Origin of the sequence: Polaromonas sp. (genome assembly GCF_029945685.1) — a bacterium.
In the GTDB taxonomy this organism is placed as follows: Bacteria; Pseudomonadota; Gammaproteobacteria; order Burkholderiales; family Burkholderiaceae_C; genus Polaromonas.
In genome coordinates, this window is record NZ_JAQSDA010000024.1 from 69,240 (window position 1) to 86,476 (window position 17,237).

The 17,237-nt window shown below is 66.2% G+C and carries 19 protein-coding genes; 10 read left to right on the plus strand and 9 right to left on the minus strand.

Features of this window, described 5'->3' with window-relative positions:
- Nucleotides 1-3 precede the first annotated feature (3 nt).
- Together PSV26_RS15675 and PSV26_RS15680 are read right to left on the minus strand one after the other, a co-directional pair.
- Nucleotides 4-1,233 (minus strand): efflux RND transporter periplasmic adaptor subunit, encoded by a 1,230-nt coding sequence (locus tag PSV26_RS15675; protein WP_300572026.1) that lies wholly within the window; start codon nt 1,231-1,233, stop codon nt 4-6.
- A 460-nt stretch (nt 1,234-1,693) separates the two neighbouring features.
- Entirely contained in the window at nt 1,694-2,572 is an 879-nt protein-coding gene (locus PSV26_RS15680) for an alpha/beta hydrolase (protein WP_300572028.1), read from the minus strand.
- Between the two features lie 175 nt (nt 2,573-2,747).
- On the opposite strand from PSV26_RS15680, the gene PSV26_RS15685 reads away from it, so the two are divergent.
- Nucleotides 2,748-3,707 carry a LysR family transcriptional regulator gene (locus PSV26_RS15685; protein ID WP_300516257.1) on the plus strand — a complete coding sequence of 320 codons (960 nt, stop codon included), beginning with the start codon at nt 2,748-2,750 and terminating at the stop codon, nt 3,705-3,707.
- Between the two features lie 419 nt (nt 3,708-4,126).
- Here PSV26_RS15685 and PSV26_RS15690 read toward each other — a convergent pair whose 3' ends face one another.
- A complete protein-coding gene (locus tag PSV26_RS15690) occupies nt 4,127-4,636 on the minus strand; it encodes a DUF1993 family protein (RefSeq protein ID WP_300516260.1) in 510 nt (169 codons plus the stop codon).
- A gap of 193 nt (nt 4,637-4,829) precedes the next feature.
- A complete protein-coding gene (locus PSV26_RS15695) occupies nt 4,830-5,759 on the minus strand; it encodes a DUF808 domain-containing protein (protein ID WP_300572030.1) in 930 nt (309 codons plus the stop codon).
- A 103-nt stretch (nt 5,760-5,862) separates the two neighbouring features.
- Between PSV26_RS15695 and PSV26_RS15700 the strand changes: the two genes are divergently transcribed.
- Both PSV26_RS15700 and PSV26_RS15705 read left to right on the plus strand, forming a co-directional pair.
- Nucleotides 5,863-6,264 (plus strand): DUF2177 family protein, encoded by a 402-nt coding sequence (locus PSV26_RS15700; protein WP_300572032.1) that lies wholly within the window; start codon nt 5,863-5,865, stop codon nt 6,262-6,264.
- Between the two features lie 94 nt (nt 6,265-6,358).
- Nucleotides 6,359-7,504, plus strand: a complete 1,146-nt coding sequence (locus PSV26_RS15705; RefSeq protein WP_300572034.1) for a metallophosphoesterase — start codon at nt 6,359-6,361, stop codon at nt 7,502-7,504.
- Nucleotides 7,505-7,523: 19 nt separating this feature from the next.
- Here PSV26_RS15705 and PSV26_RS15710 read toward each other — a convergent pair whose 3' ends face one another.
- Both PSV26_RS15710 and PSV26_RS15715 read right to left on the minus strand, forming a co-directional pair.
- Entirely contained in the window at nt 7,524-7,886 is a 363-nt protein-coding gene (locus tag PSV26_RS15710) for a hypothetical protein (RefSeq protein ID WP_300572036.1), read from the minus strand.
- A gap of 198 nt (nt 7,887-8,084) precedes the next feature.
- Nucleotides 8,085-8,648 (minus strand): methylated-DNA--[protein]-cysteine S-methyltransferase, encoded by a 564-nt coding sequence (locus PSV26_RS15715; RefSeq protein WP_300572038.1) that lies wholly within the window; start codon nt 8,646-8,648, stop codon nt 8,085-8,087.
- Between the two features lie 265 nt (nt 8,649-8,913).
- On the opposite strand from PSV26_RS15715, the gene PSV26_RS15720 reads away from it, so the two are divergent.
- Nucleotides 8,914-9,072 (plus strand): hypothetical protein, encoded by a 159-nt coding sequence (locus PSV26_RS15720; protein WP_300572039.1) that lies wholly within the window; start codon nt 8,914-8,916, stop codon nt 9,070-9,072.
- An 18-nt stretch (nt 9,073-9,090) separates the two neighbouring features.
- Here PSV26_RS15720 and PSV26_RS15725 read toward each other — a convergent pair whose 3' ends face one another.
- Together PSV26_RS15725 and PSV26_RS15730 are read right to left on the minus strand one after the other, a co-directional pair.
- Nucleotides 9,091-9,609: a GNAT family N-acetyltransferase gene (locus tag PSV26_RS15725; RefSeq protein ID WP_300572041.1), complete on the minus strand. Its 519-nt coding sequence runs from the start codon at nt 9,607-9,609 to the stop codon at nt 9,091-9,093.
- A 77-nt stretch (nt 9,610-9,686) separates the two neighbouring features.
- The gene (locus PSV26_RS15730; RefSeq protein WP_300572043.1) at nt 9,687-10,448 is read right to left on the minus strand and encodes an SDR family oxidoreductase; all 762 of its coding nucleotides are present in this window, start codon (nt 10,446-10,448) and stop codon (nt 9,687-9,689) included.
- A 121-nt stretch (nt 10,449-10,569) separates the two neighbouring features.
- Here PSV26_RS15730 and PSV26_RS15735 point away from each other — a divergent pair, with 121 nt between their 5' ends.
- The 4 genes from PSV26_RS15735 (at nt 10,570) to PSV26_RS15750 (ending at nt 13,399) form a co-directional block, all read left to right on the plus strand.
- The gene (locus PSV26_RS15735; RefSeq protein ID WP_300572045.1) at nt 10,570-10,866 is read left to right on the plus strand and encodes a 2Fe-2S iron-sulfur cluster-binding protein; all 297 of its coding nucleotides are present in this window, start codon (nt 10,570-10,572) and stop codon (nt 10,864-10,866) included.
- A gap of 145 nt (nt 10,867-11,011) precedes the next feature.
- Complete coding sequence (locus PSV26_RS15740; protein ID WP_300572047.1) at nt 11,012-12,091, plus strand: M14 family zinc carboxypeptidase; 1,080 nt, start codon at nt 11,012-11,014, stop codon at nt 12,089-12,091.
- On the plus strand, nt 12,088-12,837 hold the full coding sequence (locus tag PSV26_RS15745) for an alpha/beta hydrolase (RefSeq protein WP_300572049.1): 750 nt from the start codon (nt 12,088-12,090) through the stop codon (nt 12,835-12,837). Before PSV26_RS15740 ends, PSV26_RS15745 begins: the two co-directional genes overlap by 4 nt.
- 163 nt (nt 12,838-13,000) lie before the next feature.
- Complete coding sequence (locus tag PSV26_RS15750; RefSeq protein ID WP_300572051.1) at nt 13,001-13,399, plus strand: hypothetical protein; 399 nt, start codon at nt 13,001-13,003, stop codon at nt 13,397-13,399.
- On the opposite strand, the gene PSV26_RS15755 is transcribed toward PSV26_RS15750, so the two are convergent.
- Nucleotides 13,396-14,844, minus strand: a complete 1,449-nt coding sequence (locus tag PSV26_RS15755) for a PLP-dependent aminotransferase family protein (RefSeq protein ID WP_300572053.1) — start codon at nt 14,842-14,844, stop codon at nt 13,396-13,398. The genes PSV26_RS15750 and PSV26_RS15755 overlap by 4 nt on opposite strands.
- Before the next feature lie 138 nt (nt 14,845-14,982).
- Here PSV26_RS15755 and PSV26_RS15760 point away from each other — a divergent pair, with 138 nt between their 5' ends.
- Nucleotides 14,983-15,744 carry a c-type cytochrome gene (locus tag PSV26_RS15760; RefSeq protein ID WP_300572055.1) on the plus strand — a complete coding sequence of 254 codons (762 nt, stop codon included), beginning with the start codon at nt 14,983-14,985 and terminating at the stop codon, nt 15,742-15,744.
- A complete protein-coding gene (locus PSV26_RS15765; RefSeq protein WP_300572057.1) occupies nt 15,741-17,018 on the plus strand; it encodes a cytochrome c in 1,278 nt (425 codons plus the stop codon). The genes PSV26_RS15760 and PSV26_RS15765 overlap by 4 nt, the downstream gene beginning before the upstream one ends.
- Nucleotides 17,019-17,237: the final 219 nt, after the last annotated feature.

A 17,237-nucleotide genomic window follows, 5' to 3' on the forward strand; every position in this document is an offset into this window, starting at 1 on the left:
CATTCATGACTTCGCGGCGACCTTGACGGGCTTGTCGGCGTTCAACAATTCCGTCTTGGCCGACATCTCGACCGGCTGCGGCGCCACCAGCGAGCCGGGACGCACGCGCTGCAGGCCGTTGACCACAATGCGTTCGTTGGGCGCCAGGCCGTTCTTGACGACCCGCAGGCCGTTGACCGAGGCGCCCAAAGTAACTTCCCGGTACTCGGCCTTGTTGCCCTCGCCCACCACCAGCACGAATTTCTTGTTCTGGTCGGTGCCGACGGCGCGCTCATTGACCAGCAGGGCTGTGGCCTGGGTCGCCTGGCCCATGCGAATGCGTGCAAACTGGCCGGGCATCAACTGGCCGTCCTTGTTGTCGAACACCGCGCGGGCGCGCACCGTACCGCTCTTCGCATCGACCTGGTTGTCGACCAGCTGCAGCCGGCCCTCGAACGGTGTGTCCGTGCTGGCGGCGGTGCCCATCTGCACCGGGATGCGCTCGAGCCTGCGGTCGCCACCCGCGCTGACATCCTTCAGGGCCTTGGCAATCACCTGCTCGTCGACGTCAAAGCTGGCATAGATCGGGCTCACGGAGACCAGCGTGGTCAACACTGGCGCACCGGGGCCGGCGGCCACCAGGTTGCCGACGGTGACCTCCAGTTTGCCGACACGGCCAGCCACCGGCGCACGCACCTGGGTGTAGCCCAGGCTCAACTGGGCCGTCTGCAACGCGGCCTGGGCGGCGCGCAGGTTGGCATCGGCTTCGCCCTTTTCGTTGGTTCGTTCGTCAAACTCTCGCCTGGAAATAGCTTGCTCGTTCCACAGACGCTGCGAACGCTCCTGCTCGCCTTTGGCCTGTGCCAGCCGCGCCTGTGCGGCCGCGACCTGTGCGCCGGCACGTTCCACTTCCGCTGCATAGGGTGCCGGATCAATGGTCAGCAGCAAGTCGCCCTTTTTGACCAGCGCGCCTTCGCGGAAATGCACCGCATGGACGGTGCCGGCCACGCGTGAGCGGATGTCCACGCGCTCGACCGCCTCCAGGCGACCGGAGAACTCGTCCCAGGTCGCCACGTCGCTCGGCACAACAGTGGCCACGGAGACAGGCATGGCGGGAGGGGCGGCAACTACATCCGCCCGGGCACCGGAGCCGGAAACGCCAAAAAAGGCGGCAGACATGCCGGCCACGGCCAGAACGCCCAGCGCGACCGCCAGGAGACGGCGCTTGTTGTTGTGAAGTTGAATCAATGGCATGTTTAAACCTTGTGAATATGAAAAACCCGGATGACGGCGTCCGGGCAGCGCAGACATATCGATGCCCGGACATAAAAAATGAAAATCAACAGATGACGGCTAAGCGCCCCGAAGGGCTGCGAACCTGGTGCCGTCTTGCAGGCAGCCGTCCCTGACCATCTGGCCAGCGCAGCGTCTGCGGTTCATGGCATCAACAGGAAATCCCGTCATGAAACATCCTCAACATGGAAGGGAGTGAACTTTCAACCCTCCAACGATGGCAAGGTCAAGACGTGCGGACAAAAACCACATCTTCCCTGTGGGAAATAGGTTCTGACGAGATGGTTTCTGCGCCCGCGAACAGTCGCCTGCGAAAGCCAAGGCGGACAGGGAGGCGACGGCCAGCAGGAGGCACTGGTGATTGCGTAAACACAGCGATGACACGGAAAACTCTCTCAAGAAAAAACAGAAAAAATACGGATCAGGAAACCGACAGCAGGCTGCTTTGCACACTTTGGGCGGCGGCCATGCTGGCAAAAAAATCGCCAAACTGCTTTTGCACGACCGCCGGCCAGGCGGCCTGCGCGGGGCCTGCCTCCAGATAGCTGCAGGGCCATCCGGTCGGTCCGGGCAACACGGCCTCATGGGCAAAAAGCCCCGCGGCGCGCAGCCGCTCGGCATAGGCGTGTGTCTCATCGCGCAGGGGGTCGTCCCCGGCGGTGATCAGCAGCGTGGGCGGCAAACCCGCCAGGCGAAAAACCGAACCCGGCGCTGCATACGGATGGCTGGCATCTTCCAGGCGAGGCAGGTAGTTGTGCCAGCCGTCGGCCCAGGTGCAACCCACAGGACCGGCATGGACATCGCGCAGCGACGCTGTGCCCAGGCAGGGGTCCAGCATCGGTGACAGAAGGATCTGTCCGGCAAGCGCAGGGCCCTGACGGTCCCGAGCAAGAAGGGCTACGGCCGCTGCAATATTGCCGCCGGCTTCCTCCCCGGCCACAAACATCGGGGCTTCATGCCCCGCCAGCTTGTGCCTGGCCTTGCTGGCCCACACCAGGGCGTCGTAACCGGCCTCGACAGCCTGCGGAAAAGGATGGGCCGGCGCCAGCGGATAGTCCAGCGACATCACCACCGCACCGCTGGCCGCAAGCAGGCTGCCGATGCATGAGCCCCCTTCGAGCGACCCGCCGACAAAGGCCCCGCCATGGAAATGCAGCACCAGCGGTGAAACATGAGCGCCTTGCCGGCGCCCATAAAAACGGGCCGCGAGCGGCTCGCGCTGCCCGATGTCGACCTGCTTTTCCACGCAGGACGGCGGGGCTTCCGTGCTGGCCTGACTGGAATGCTGCTGGCTTGTCATCATCTTGAACCGCAAGCGGCTCCGTTGTTGTTGCAATGCAGCAGAAGATAGGTGTTATGGACTGATCAATAAATGGGCAAACCGTAATTACTTTGTTCCAGAGATGGAACAATCGGCCCTTAAACTGCCCATGTTTCGAGCTATTCTTCGCAGCCAAGCTCAGGAGGATTTCGGGATGGACAAGTTTTCTGCCATGCAGGCTTTTGTGCGCGTCGTCGAAGCCGGCACCTTCACCAAGGCCGCCGATTCCATCGGCATGCCCAAAGCCACGGTGACGCGACTGATCCAGACCCTGGAAAAAGAGCTGGACACCAAGCTGCTCAACCGCACCACCCGCAAAGTCACGGTGACGGCCGACGGCGCGGCCTACTATGAGCGCGCCGGCCGCCTGCTGGGCGACATGGAGGAACTGGAATCGAGCATGTCGCGGGCCAAGGCCAGTCCGCGCGGCCGGCTCAAGGTGGACATTCCAGCCTCCCTGGGCATGGCGGTGATCATCCCCGCGCTGCCGGATTTTTATGCCCGCTACCCCGACATCCAGATCGAACTGGGCGTGAGCGACCGACCGGTCGACATCATTACCGAAAACGTGGACTGCGTGATACGCGGCGGCGAGATCACCGACCAGTCGCTGGTCGCCCGCCGGATCGGGGAGTTTTACCTGATGTCCTGTGCCTCGCCCGCTTACCTCAAGCGCCATGGCGTGCCGGTACACCCGCGCGAACTCGAGCGTGCGCACAAGCTGATCCGGTACTTTTCGCCGCGCGACGGCAAGCTCTACAACGTGACACTGCAAAAGGACGGCGAAATGGTGGAGCTCGACGGCCAGCACCAGCTGGCGGTCAATGACTCCAATGCCGGCGTCGCTGCGGCGCTGGCCGGCCTCGGCGTCCTGCAGACCCTGACCTTTCTGGTCCAGCACCACATCAGCAGCGGAGCACTTGAGCCGCTGTTCGGCGGCTGGTGCACCGAGCCCAAGCCCATCCACGTGGTGTACCCGCCGAATCGGCACCTGAGCAACAAGGTGCGCGTCTTCGTGGACTGGATTGCCGAGCTGTTTTCAAGACACGACCTGATCCAGCGCAAGAGCACCCTGCCCGTTCGCACGCAACGCGCACCGCCCGCCCTGGTGTGAGCTGACCTTCCCCTTCCCCTTTCCCGTTCTCTCCCGACGCCGGGCGTTTGTTGCCATCGCGCCGGGGCCGCCGGGCTCCAGCCCTGCCGTCTTGCATGCTGGTCCTACAAGGGACGCGGGCACGTCTTACATGCAGCGCTGGACGACAGGTCTAAATTGGGTGATTGTTTGAAGGAGACTCCATGGCCCGGCTTGACGCCCCCCGCACTGCGCGCAGCATCCCCCAAAGTCTTCCTGTCACCCCGCAGATGGACAATGCCACGGCGGCCCCGCGCCAGGGCTGGCCCTTTGCTGAAGGATCGCAGAACCACCTTGATGAAACCTCGGCCCCTTGGCCGCGTCCCTCGGCGCGGGTGCCCTCTGGCAGGCCTGCCCGGCCGTCGCCACACAAATAAACGCGCGCCGGCTCGGGCCAGCGCTCAGTAGCTGCCGATGTAGTCCTTCTTGCCGATTTCCACCCCGCTGTGACGCAGGATGGCATAGGCCGTCGTTGTGTGGAAAAAGAAATGCGGCAAGCCGTAGTTCAGCAGGTAAGACTGGCCGCTGAAGATCTTTTCCTTCGGCGTGCCGGCCTGCGTCACAATCTGGCGCGCTTCGCTGCCGTCAATCTGCCCTGCGCTGAGGCTGTCAATGAAGGCCAGGGTTTTGGCAATGCGCGCCTGCAGATCGGCAAAACTTTCTTCCTTGTCCTCAAAGCCCGGCACTTCCACGCCGGCGATGCGTGCCGACACACTTTTTGCAAAATCGCAGGCCACTTGCACCTGGCGCAGCAAGACAAACATGTCGGGGTAGAGCCGCGCCTGCAGCAGGGCAGCAGGTGTGATGTTGCGGGCCGTGGCATGTGCCTCGGCCTTGGCCAGAACGCCGCTCAGGCCTCCCAGCATCTGTTTGAAAACCGGAACCGAAGCCTGGTACATCGAAAGGGTCATGGAAAGTGTCCTGAGGATTTAAGAAAATGAAGGCGTCGCCTGGCGACCTGCCGGCGGGGAACGATGGCTGTCGGCGCTGACTCACAGCCGCGCCGCGCGCAAGACCAGTCATTATGGCCAATCGGGCCCGGAAGCGCAGGCGCGGGCAGGCGTAGCGGCCTGGAGTCTGCGCGGGCCCGCCACCGGCGAACCTTCAGCCGGGTTTCGGGCTCCGCATACGCTGGACCAGCGTCACGGCGCCCAGCACCAGCGCACCGGCAAGCATGCCCACCAGAGCGTCAGCCAGCAAGGGGGTGACGCTTCCCAACACGCTGCCGGCGCGTGCGGCCAGCGCTTCGATGGCATGGTGCAGCGCCGGAACGCCATGCGTGAGGATGCCGCCGCCCACCAGAAACATCGCGGCCGTGCCGGCCACCGACAGGGCTTTCATGAGCCAGGGCGCCGTCAGCACGATGCCGCGACCCAGGCTGCGCCGCAGGCGGGCTGCCCCGCTGTTTCCTGGTTTCTGGCTCAGGTAGAGCCCCGCATCGTCGAGCTTGACGATGCCAGCCACCAGCCCGTACACACCCGCGGTCATGACAATCGCAATCCCGCTGAGAACCACGACCTGGGTGACGAAGGGACTGGCCTGTACCGTGCCCAGCGTGATCGCGATGATTTCGGCCGAGAGAATGAAGTCGGTGCGTATCGCGCCCCTGATCTTGTCCTTTTCGACCGCCACCAGGTCCACCGAGGAATCGGACAGCGCCTCGAGCAATTTCTTTTCACGGGCCTCGTCTTCGGCCCGGCTGTGCAGGAATTTGTGCGCCAGCTTCTCGAAGCCCTCGTAACAGAGGAAGGCACCGCCGACCATCAGCAGGGGCGTGACCGCCCAGGGCGCAAACGCGCTGATGGTCAGCGCCACCGGCACGAGGATGGCCTTGTTCAGAAAGGACCCCTTGGCCACCGCCCACACCACCGGCAGCTCGCGGTCCACCTTCACCCCGGAGACCTGCTGGGCGTTCAGCGCCAGGTCGTCGCCGAGCACACCGGCGGTTTTCTTGGCGGCCACCTTGGTCAGCAAGGCCACATCGTCGAGCACGGTGGCGATGTCGTCGATCAGCGCAAACAGGCTACTGGCCATGAAGGTCTTCCTGAAAAGAGGGGGACGAAAAAAACATATTGTCGTCGGGCAAGCAAACCTCGCCGCACCGGCAGGGACAAATCCGCGCAGAATGGCCGCCACCATGAAAAAAACACTGACCGCCTACCTCGCCGCCCTGCTCTTTCTGCTGGTGGCCGACGGCCTCTGGCTCGGGCTGCTGATGCCTCGGCAGTACCAGACGTGGATAGGCCCGCTGATGCGCGCACAGCCTTTGCTGCTGGCGGCCGCTGCTTTTTACCTGCTCTACCCGGTCGGGGTGGTGGTGTTCGCCGTGCTGCCCGCCCTGGAGCGCTCCAGCTGCACCCATGCAGCCACTCTGGGCGCCTTGCTGGGTCTGATGGCCTATGGCACCTATGACCTGAGCAACCTGGCCACCCTGAAGGGCTGGCCGCTGGAACTGACGCTGGTGGACATGCTCTGGGGCACCGCCTTGACGGCAGCAGCCGCCACAGGGGCCTTCCTCGCGGCGCGCCCACGCGCCTAGGAGGCTGCGCAGCCAGGTCTGCGGTGTCTCTTGTCTCTTGTATTTGGCCGCTTTGGAGCCAGCTGACGGAAGCCCTCCACTTCCGGCCCTGTCCATGCCACTGTTGCTGTTCTCGTCTTTTCTGCACACCTACGTGGGCATCCGTCTGGTTCCCGGGCTGGCTGGCTGGCCGGTCGCGCAGTGGCTGCTGGGGCTGACCCTGCTGGCCTCTGCGGTGCTGACGCCGCTGGGGCTGACAGCCCGGCGCTTCAAATCGCAGCCGCTGTCGGACCGCATGGCCTGGACCGGCATGCTTGCAATGGGCCTGTTTTCCTCGCTCTTTGTCCTGACACTGCTGCGCGACGCGGCACTGCTGGCTGGTCTGGCACTGCTGGCCGTGGCGCCGGCGGCGTTTTCGCTCGATGCCGCGGCGCGGGTCTCGGCCGCTGCAGTTCCCGTGGCCGGGCTGTTCATGAGCCTGGTCGGATTTTTCAATGCCAGACGCACGGCCGCCGTGGTGCAAGTGAACGTGCCGATCAGAGGCCTGCCACCTGCGCTGCACGGCTTTGCGATCGCGCAGATCAGCGATATCCATGTCGGCCCCACCATCAAGCATGGCTACCTGCAGGCGATCGTGCGTGCGGTCAACACGCTGGAGGTGGACATGGTGGCGGTGACGGGCGACCTGGTTGACGGCACGGTGGCCGAACTGGCGCACCATGTGGCGCCGCTGGCCGGGCTCACGTCTACCCACGGCACCTACTTTGTCACTGGCAACCACGAGTACTACTCGGGCGCCCATGCGTGGATTCATGAACTGCAGCGTCTGGGGATTCGCGTCCTGATGAATGAACATGTGGTGCTGCAGCATGGACAGGCGGCTGCGCAGCAGGCGCTGGTGCTGGCCGGCGTGGCCGACTACAGCGCCGGGCATTTCGATGCCAGCCACCGCAGCGATCCGCACGCCGCCATCGCCGGCGCGCCTGCCCATGCACCGGTGCGGGTGTTGCTGGCGCATCAGCCGCGCAGCGCGCACGAGGCAGAAAAAGCGGGCTTTGACCTGCAGCTGTCGGGCCATACCCACGGCGGTCAATTCTGGCCCTGGAATTTTTTCGTGCGGTTCCAACAGCCTTTCACCGCCGGTTTGCACCGGCTGGAAAAGCTCTGGATCTACACCAGCCGCGGCACCGGCTACTGGGGGCCGCCCAAACGTTTTGGCGCGCCTTCGGAAATCACACACCTGCGGCTGATTCCTGTGTGAGACCTGCCGGCGGGGCTGATCAGTAGCGGCTGGCGGTCAGGCGCCCCAGCACAAAACCGGCCAGCACGGCAAAACCGACGGCCTGCAGCGGATGGTCCTTGATGTAGGCTTTGGAATGGTCGACGGCCTGCAGAGGCGCGTCAGTCAGGCGGTGCGCCTGGTCGCTGAACTTGCCGGCCACAGAGTTGGCGCCGCTGGCCAGTTTGTCCACCGTCTCATGGGCTGCGCTTGCGGCCCGGTCCACGGTGTTGCGGGCAGGTTCGGCCACCTTGTCAATCGTGTGGTGAAGCGTGCTGCCGGCCTGGTCCACACCACGCATCAGTGCGCTTTCGCTCGAGGAGATGACGGAACCGGTATGGGCGCTGGCGGTGGATTTTTCCATGGTGAAGTCCTTTGGTGAATGCGATGCGAATCAGAAAATTCTGCGTGTCCCCAAGTCATGGCGGGGCATGGTTTGGGGCGCACAGTGCACTTTCCCGCATGCAGCGCCCGCACGGTGTGCGGAGGGGGAGGCGCCTGCTGTAGGACAAGGGAGCCAGTGAGGCTGGCCCGCGCTGTCCGGGGTCCGCTGACGGGCGAGTCAGTCGAACAGGCCGGGCGTGCCGCGCATGGCGCCTTCGATGAGCAGCAGCCTGAGCTTGGTGCGTATGCCGCCGCTGGCTGAAAATCCGCCCGGCTTGTCACCAGCTGCCAGCACGCGGTGGCAAGGCACCACGGGTGCAAACGGGTTGCGCCCCAGTGCCTGGCCCACCGCCCGCGCCGCGCCGGGCTCGCCCAGGCGGGCGGCCACCTCGCCGTAGGTCAGGGTCTGGCCGGGGCCGATGCTGCGCGCCACCGCATACACACGCTGGTGAAATTCGGGCACGCCGCGCAGGTCGAGCACCAGCGTGCGGAAGTCGTGCGCCTGCCCGCGCAGCATCGCCACCACGCCGTCGATGGCGGCCTGCACAGCCGCGGGCGGCCCGAGCTCCTGCGCGTCGGGAAAACGTTCGCGCATGCGCTCGCGGGTCTGCGGCGCCCCGCCTTCGGGCAGCTGCACACCCCGGATGCCGGCCTCGCCCCAGGCGATGCCACAGCAGCCGATGGCGGTGTCAAACAAGGCGAAAAAGGGCGTGTCGATGGCGGTGCGCATGGAAGCGGTCATCGTAATACAGGCTTGTGGCTCCGGCGACTACGGTGGCTCCGGTGGGCGCCTGCCGGCTGGACAGCGCTATTCAATTCATAGCATCTTGCGCACTACCAGCAAGGGCCAACGCCAAAAAACATGCCTGAACACCAGCCCCGGCCGCTTCGTCCATTCGTCGCCCTGTCGGCTTGCGCTGACAGGCGAACAGGGTTTTTCGAAAACGCCGGCCGATGCAAACGGCGCACCATGGAGGCCCCATCACCACTACCCAGCGGAGCACATGATGCACTCATCACTCACCCGCGGCAGCGGTCGCCGCACCCAGGACAGCCCGGAGGAAGCCAGCGGGCAGGACGACGACACCGACGACCTGCCGCTGACCCCGGACGAAGACATGCCGGTGATTCCGGACGACGAACGCGTGATCGACGTGCCGTCCTGAACCCGGTAACGCCGTGGTTCAGCCCACGTCGCGCTTGAGGCGGATTTCCTCGAGCTTGACGGAACCGATCAACACCGTCTTGAGCGAGGTCATCTCGCGTTTGAAGCCGGCCCGCTCGTGAAAGCGCAGCGCACGCTCGTTGCGCACCGGCACCCAGAGGGTGACCTTGGTGCAGCCCTCTTCCTTGAGGCCGTCGTTGGCCGCATCCCAGAGGAGCACACCGACACCCTTGTCCCAGTGCGCCGGGTCCACATAAATGGCCCAGATCTCACCGCAGGTGGAGGGTGTGCCCTTGTCGCGCGAGCGGTCGAAACCGACAAAGCCGACGATGCGCTCGCCGTCGGTGGCCACATGCACCTGCGGCTCCATGTATTCGATGGCGTCGCGCCAGAACTGCTGGCGCTTGTCCACCGCCAGGGTGCCGAGCTGGTCATCGGGTACCAGGCCCTTGTAGGCGGCGCGCGAAGAGGCGTCGTTGATTTCGGCGATGGCTTTGGCATCACGCACGGTGGCGGGGCGGACTTGGTAGCTGGACATGAAAAAAGACGCGCAGACGAATCGTTGTTGGGGGACCCGGATTGTCGCAGCAAATGCTTCTGCGCCCCCTGCTGCGCTCAAACGGCGGTCAAGCCACCATCGACCGTGTGGGCATGCCCAGTGACAAAAGAGGCCGCGTCCGAGCTGAGCCACAGCACCACGGCCGCCACCTCGTCAACTTCGCCCAGGCGACCGACCGGGTGCATCTGCGCGGCGGCCACACCGATCTTCGGGTCGGACGCGACAGCGCGCTCGTACATGGCGGTGCGAATCACGCCCGGACACACCGCGTTGACACGGATGCCCTTGCGTGCGTATTCGATCGCCGCCGATTTCGTCAGGCCCAGCACGGCATGTTTGCTGGCGCTGTAGGCCGCCATCTTGGGTGCGCCGACCAGGCCGGCCACCGAGGCGGTGTTGACGATGGCGCCGCTGCCCTGATGCTGCATCTGCGTGAGCTGGTACTTCAGGCACAGCCACACGCCCTTGACGTTGATGCCCATGATGCGGTCGAAGGTGGCTTCGCTGCAGTCGGCCAGACGCAGGTGTTCTTCCTCGATGCCGGCATTGTTGAAGGCGCAGTCGAGCCGGCCATAAGCGGCCACCGTGTGGGCCACCATGGCCTGCACCTGGTCCACCTGCGTCACGTCGGTGCGGACAAAACTCGCCTCACCGCCCGCGGCCTGCACCAGCGCCGCCGTCTCCCGGCCGGCATCGGCGGCGATGTCGGCGACGACAACACGGGCGCCCGCCCGCGCAAACGCCAGCGCGGTCGCGCGCCCTATCCCGCCGCCGCCGCCCGTGACGAGGGCGACCCTGTCCTTGAATGATGTTTGCACCTGAGGGTTCCTTGAACGACAAAAGTTGAGCGACAAAAGGAAAATCATACGGACCGCCTCGCCGGAACCTGTCCCGTCTGGGACCGGCCGTCGCGTGCGCGGCAGCGCCTAAACTGGCGCCATGCCCGCCACCCCCAACAACAACGCCGTTTTTCAGGCTCGGCTGGAATCCGTCGGCCCGCCCTTCGCGGCGCCCGCCTCGCAGCCGCTGCTGCAGTCGGCGCTGCAGGCCGGCATCAGGCTTGAAAGTTCCTGCCGCAACGGCACCTGCCGCAGCTGCATCTGCCGCCTGGCCAGCGGCCGGGTGGTCTACCGCATCGAGTGGCCGGGCCTGAGTGCCGAAGAAAAAGCCGAAGGCTACATCCTGCCCTGCGTCGCCTACCCGGTGTCCGACCTGGTGATCACGCTGCCGGTCTGAACGTCGATCAAAAAAAAGAACGAAATCAGCCTCCAACCCAGCAGGGGCAAGCGCAAGCAGCTATGCTTTTAATAGCAATTTAAAGCCGGCCACCGCAGGCTGCGCCCCACATCGTTTTGTCACACCGCTGTGTCAGGATGGAGACATGGACTTTCTGCGCCCGCCTGCCGGCGGTTTTGACCTCTCCCGTCTGGCGGCCACCCCCGACGGCGGCGCCACCTTTGCCGAACACGAAGAGCTCAAGGCCATCCTGCTGGCCGGCAGCACACATTTCGACATCCAGGCGGTCGGCGAGATAAGCACCCGCGGCCCGTCTTTCGCGCTGTACACCGCCAGCATCGGTTCGCGCGACCCGCGGGCACCGGCCGTCGGTTTTTTCGGCGGCATCCACGGTCTCGAGCGCATCGGCACCCAGCTGATCCTGGCCTGGATGCGGGCCCTGCTGTTTCGCCTTGAATGGGACGAACTGCTGCACCAGCAACTGCAGAAGGTGCGGCTGGTGTTCATGCCCATCGTCAACCCGGGCGGCATGTGGGCGCACAAACGCGCCAACCCGCGCGGCGTGGACCTGATGCGCAACGCACCGCAACGGGCCGAAAGCCCGGTGCCCTTTCTGGCGGGCGGGCAGACCTTCGGCCCGGGGCTGCCCTGGTACTGCGGCCGGCCCGGCGCGCCCATGGAAACCGAAAGCGCCGCCCTGCTGCAGGTGGTGCGTGAGCAACTGGCCAGCCGCCCCTTCAGCCTGGCGCTGGACTGCCATTCGGGGTACGGCTTTGACGACAGCCTCTGGTTTCCCTATGCCAAAACGCGCCGGCTGATGGCGCACCTGCCCGAGATGTTCGCGCTCAAGACCATGCTCGAGCAATCGCACCCGCACCATGACTACAGCTTCGAGCCGCAAAGCAACCAGTACCTGCTGCACGGCGACCTCTGGGACCATGCCTATGACCAGGCGCCGGCCGGCCACGTTTTTCTGCCGATGACGCTGGAGCTCGGCTCCTGGCTGTGGATACGCAAGAACCCGCGGCAGCTGTTCTCGCGCCACGGCATGTTCAACCCGATCAAGGCGCATCGGGTCAAGCGGGTGCTGCGCCGCCATGCGGACCTGCTGGACTTCCTGACCCGCGCCGCCTACGCCGCACCGGGCTGGCTGCCCGCGGGCGAGCGGCGTGCCCAGCTCGGCCAACTGGCGGTCGCGCACTGGCGCCCGCAGCGGGTGTCATGACCTGGGTCCTGCTGCGCGGCCTGACCCGCGAGGCCAGGCACTGGGGTGCCTTGCCGGAGCGACTGGCCGGCCTGCCGGGTGCCGGCCAGGTCGTGACGCTGGACCTGCCGGGCAATGGTGTGTTTCACCGCCAGGTGTCGCCGGCCTCGGTGCGCGGCATCATGGCGCTGGCACGCCGCCAGTTGCAGGCGCAGGGCGTGGCGCCGCCCTGGCACCTGCTGGCGATGTCGCTGGGCGGCATGGTGGCGACCGACTGGGCGCAGCAGCATCCGCAAGAGGTCAGCCGATTGGTCCTCATCAACACCAGCATGCGACCCTTCAGCCACGTGACCGAACGGTTGCGCCCCGCCAACTGGCCGGCACTGGCGCTGCTGGCCGTGCGCTGGCACAACGCGGGCCCCACCGAACGCACCATCCACCGGCTGACCTGCAACAACACCTCCTCGCGCGAGGCCGATCTCGCGGCATGGGTCCAGATTCGCCAGACAGCCCCGGTGAGCCCCGCCAACGCAGGGCGACAGCTGCTGGCCGCCGCGCAGTTTTCGTGCGCCCCCCAGGCGCCCACCTGTCCCACGCTGGTGTTGTCGTCGACGGCGGACCGGCTGGTGAACCCGCGCTGCTCACAGCGGGTGGCCCGGGCCTGGCAGGCTGCCCACCACAGCCACCCCTGGGCCGGCCACGACCTGCCGCACGATGACGCCGGCTGGGTTGGGGAGTGCATCCGCCACTGGCTGGCCGAATCATGAATTTGCTCTATTTTTAATAGCTGTCCGCGCTTCCCTGACAAGCGCTGCGGCCAGTATCGCCGTCAAATTGCAGTGCAGTCGCACGGGGTCTTGCGGGCGCCGCCCAGCAGGCTCCGGACAAGTCAGGGAAAATTCAGCTTTGCCTGCCAAGCTCAGCATTCCCATGAAAACGCCCATTGTTCAGTCCCAGGAGGCCGCGGCAGCCGCTGTCGGGTCGGTGCACGTCGCGCCCACGCGCGACAAGCGCATCTGGGCACTGGCGCTGGGCACGGCGGCGGTCTGGTACCTGGACCCGGCCCTGGCAGAGATGGCCGAACTGGTGGGCGGCATTGCCTGCGCTTCCAACAAGTCGCAGGTCAAGGACGCGATCTCGAGCATGCGCCTCAAGGCCGGCGCCATGCGCAAGCAGGTCGGCCCGCTGCCGGCCAGCGCCCTGGCCAAGGTGGTCAGGCGCACCGAAGCGGCCAGCGGCGCGGTGCTCGACAAGGGCGCTCGCATGAACGAGCTGCAGGCGAGCTGGGACCAATTTCTCGCCTGCCTGCGCTCCAGCCCGAAACGCTAGGCGCGCGGCCCGGCATACGGGCTTTGCCGGCGGGCCAGCACGCCCAGCGTCTGCACCGCGTCCTCCAGGCGCGCATCCCAGGGATGGCCGCCATTGAGCCGCAGGCAATGGCGGAAATCGCGGCGCGCTGAAAAAATCGGCCCCGGCGCCACACTGATGCCACGTGCCAGCGCTGCCTCGTGCAGGGCCAGCGCATCAAAACCCGCGTCAAACGCCACCCAGACAAAATAGCCGCCCGCCGGCCGCCCCACCCGCACACCGGGCGGGAAATGCCGCGCGATCGCCGCCAGCAAGCTGGCCAGCCGGGCCTCCATCACATGACGCAGCTTGCGCAGGTGCTTGTCGTAACCGCCGTGCTGCAGGTAGTCGGCCAGCGCCAGTTGCGCCGGCAGGCTGGCCGACAGGGTGGTCATGAGCTGGAGCCCGGCAATACGCTCGCCGAAACGTCCGGGCGAGACCCAGCCCACGCGGTAGCCCGGCGCCAGCGTCTTGCTGAAGGAGCTGCAGTGCATCACCAGGCCCTCACGGTCAAAGGCCTTGGCCGGCCACGGCGCGCGCTCGCCGAAATACAGCTCGCCGTAGACATCGTCCTCGATCAGCGGAATGCCCCGCCCGGCGAGCAAGGCCACCAGCGCCTGTTTTTTCTCGCGGGGCAAGCTGGTGCCGGTCGGGTTCTGGAACGAGGTCATGAACCAGCAGGCTTTCACCGGGTGCCGCTCCAGCGCCCTGGCCAGCGCGGCCAGGTCCAGCCCGTCCTGCGGGTGCACCGGTATTTCCAGCGCTTTCATCTTCAGCCGTTCCAGCGCCTGCAGGCTGGCGTAAAACCCGGGCGACTCGATCGCCACCAGATCGCCCGGCTGCGCGACCGCTGACAGGCACAGATTCAAGGCCTCGAGCGCACCGCTGGTGATGACCAGCTCGTCCATCGGTTGCGCCATGCCCATTGCCAGGTAACGCAGCGCAATCTGCTGGCGCAGCGCGGGGTGCCCTTGCGCCAGATGCGCCACCATCTCCCGCCCGTGCAGGCGCGGTGCCACCCGCGCCAGCGACTTGCCCAGGCGCTGCAGCGGAAACAGGTCCGGGCTGGGAAAGGCCGAGCCCAGCGGCACGATGTCGGTATCCTGCACCGCGTCCAGTACCGAAAACACCAGCTCGCTGATGTGCAGCCGCGACGACACCAGCGCCGATGTCCTTTTTTCACGGCCCGACAGCGCGGCGGGCGGCGGCAGTTGCGCCGGCGGGCCGATCACGTAATAACCCGATCGCGGGCGAGCCCGAACCAGACCCTTTTCTTCCAGCCGGTAGTAGGCCTTGAAGGCGGTGGACGCGCTCAGGCCGTGCTGTACGGTGATGGTCCGGATCGAGGGCAAACGTGCGCCCGGCGCCAGACGCCCGTTGCGGATGTCCGTCGCCAGCAGTTCGACCAGTTGTTCGTAACGCTTCATGGCTTGTCCGCTCCTGGTTCCGGCACGGCCCGGGGGCCGAATCTGATATTGTAATTTTTCCAGTTTTTCCATCTGATATGGTTTTTTGCACGGCATCTGAGTCTTACGTCCGGCGGCGCCATGGCTCATGATGCGAGCATGTCAACAACTTCTTCAGCGACTTTCCCCTGGTTGCACCGGCTGGCGGCCGCCACCCTGGCCGGCTCCGTCCTCGCCCTCGCTCCAGCGCTGGCCGCCGCACCTTTTGAAGACACCATCGCCCAACGCACCATGGCCTGTACCGCCTGCCACGGCGCCCAGGGTCGCGCCGGCCCCGACGGCTACTACCCGCGCCTGGCCGGCAAACCCGCCGGTTACCTGTACAACCAGTTGCTCAACTTCCGCGACGGCCGGCGCCACTACGCGCTGATGACACAGCTCGTCGATCCGCTGTCCGACGACTACCTGATGGAAATTGCGCGCTACTTCTCGGCGCTGGAGCTGCCCTACCCACCCCCGGCCGCACCCGCTGCTGCACCCGGGGTGCTGCAACGCGGACAGGCGCTGGTTTTGCAGGGTGACCCCGGCCAGCGCCTGCCGGCCTGCGTGTCCTGCCACGGTCAGGCCATGACCGGGGTCACCCCCCACGTCCCGGGCCTGCTGGGGCTGCCGCGCGACTACCTGAACGCGCAGCTCGGCGCCTGGCGTACCGGACAGCGGCGCGCCCACGCGCCGGACTGCATGGCCAACATCGTCCGGCAGATGAGCGACGCAGACATCCATGCGGCCACCAGCTGGCTGGCTGCCCAGCCCCTGCCGGCCAGCAGCAAACCAGCAGCAGCGGCCCCGCCAGTCGCGCCCGGCAGCCTTGTGGTGCCGGCCTGCGGCAGCGCCGCTGCTCCCCGGGGCACCCGGCCATGAACAGGCTGACCACCTGGATCCTCGGCAGCGCGGCGACGGCGCTGGCACTGGCCGCCCTCGTCTGGCAACTCAATGTGCGGGACGAAGCCGATGTCACCACCCCGGTGGCCACTGCAGCCGCCCTGCCGGCGCGCATAGAACGTGGCGCCTACCTCGCACGCGCTGGCAACTGCATGAGCTGCCACACCACCCGCGGCGGCACGCCCTACGCCGGCGGCCGCGGCATAGCCACGCCCTTCGGCACAGTTTTCTCAAGCAACCTGACACCCGACCCCGGCACCGGCATCGGCCAGTGGACGCCCACCCATTTCTGGCGTGCCATGCACAACGGCCGCTCCCGTGACGGCCGCCTGCTCTACCCGGCCTTCCCCTACACCAACTACACCGAAGTCACACGGGAAGACTCGGACGCGCTCTACGCCTACCTGCACAGCCTGCCCCCCGCCGTCCAGCCCAACACACCCCATACCCTGCGCTGGCCCTTCAGCACACAGGCCGCGCTGGCGGTGTGGCGTGCCCTGTATTTCAGCCCCGGGCATTACGAGCCGGAAACGAACCAGACGGCCGAGTGGAACCGAGGCGCCTACCTGGTGCGTGGCCTGGGCCACTGCAGCGCCTGCCACAGCACGCGCAATGCGCTGGGGGCTACCAACACCCCGCTGGACCTGGCTGGCGGCCTGATCCCGATGCAGAACTGGTACGCACCCTCGCTGACCTCGGCCTCGGAGGCCGGCGTGGCAGCCTGGTCGCCGCAGGACATTGCGGCCCTGCTCAAGACCGGTGTGTCGCCGCGCGGCTCGGTGCTCGGGCCCATGGCCGAGGTGGTGCTGCACAGCACCCAGCACCTGAGCGATCCCGACCTGACGGCGATGGCCGTGTTCCTCAAATCGCTGCCGCCCGCGCCGGCGGTCCACGCTTCCACCGCGGCGCCTGGCCCGACCACGGCCGCCGGCGCCAAGCTCTACGAGCAGCATTGCGCGCAGTGCCACGGCGACCAGGGGCAAGGCGTGCCCGGCGCCTACCCGCCGCTGGCCGGCAACCGCGCCGTGACCATGGCCTCCACCGCCAATCTCGTGCAGATCGTGCTCAATGGCGGATATGCCCCGGCAACGGCCGGCAACCCGCGCCCCTTCGGCATGCCGCCGTTTGTGCTGGTGCTCGACGACACCGAGCTGGCCACGCTGCTGACTTACCTGCGCAGCGCCTGGGGCCACCAGGCAAGCGCGGTGACGCCTACCGAGATCCATCGCATGCGGGGGGAGAATCAGCGGTGAATGTTGGCTGCCTTTTTTGCTTGCTCGATCTGGAGTGGTGCCTCCAGCAAGCCGGGGGTTGCCCGGCGGCAACTCACTTTTCTTTTGCGTCGCCAAAAGAAAAGTAAGCAAAAGAAAAGGCGACCCTGCTGTCTGCGTCCCTCCGCTTCGCTGCGGGCAACCTGCGGTGCTCGGTCCAGCCGGGGTCGAGCTCGAACTCGCCTTCGGCTCAGACAATCG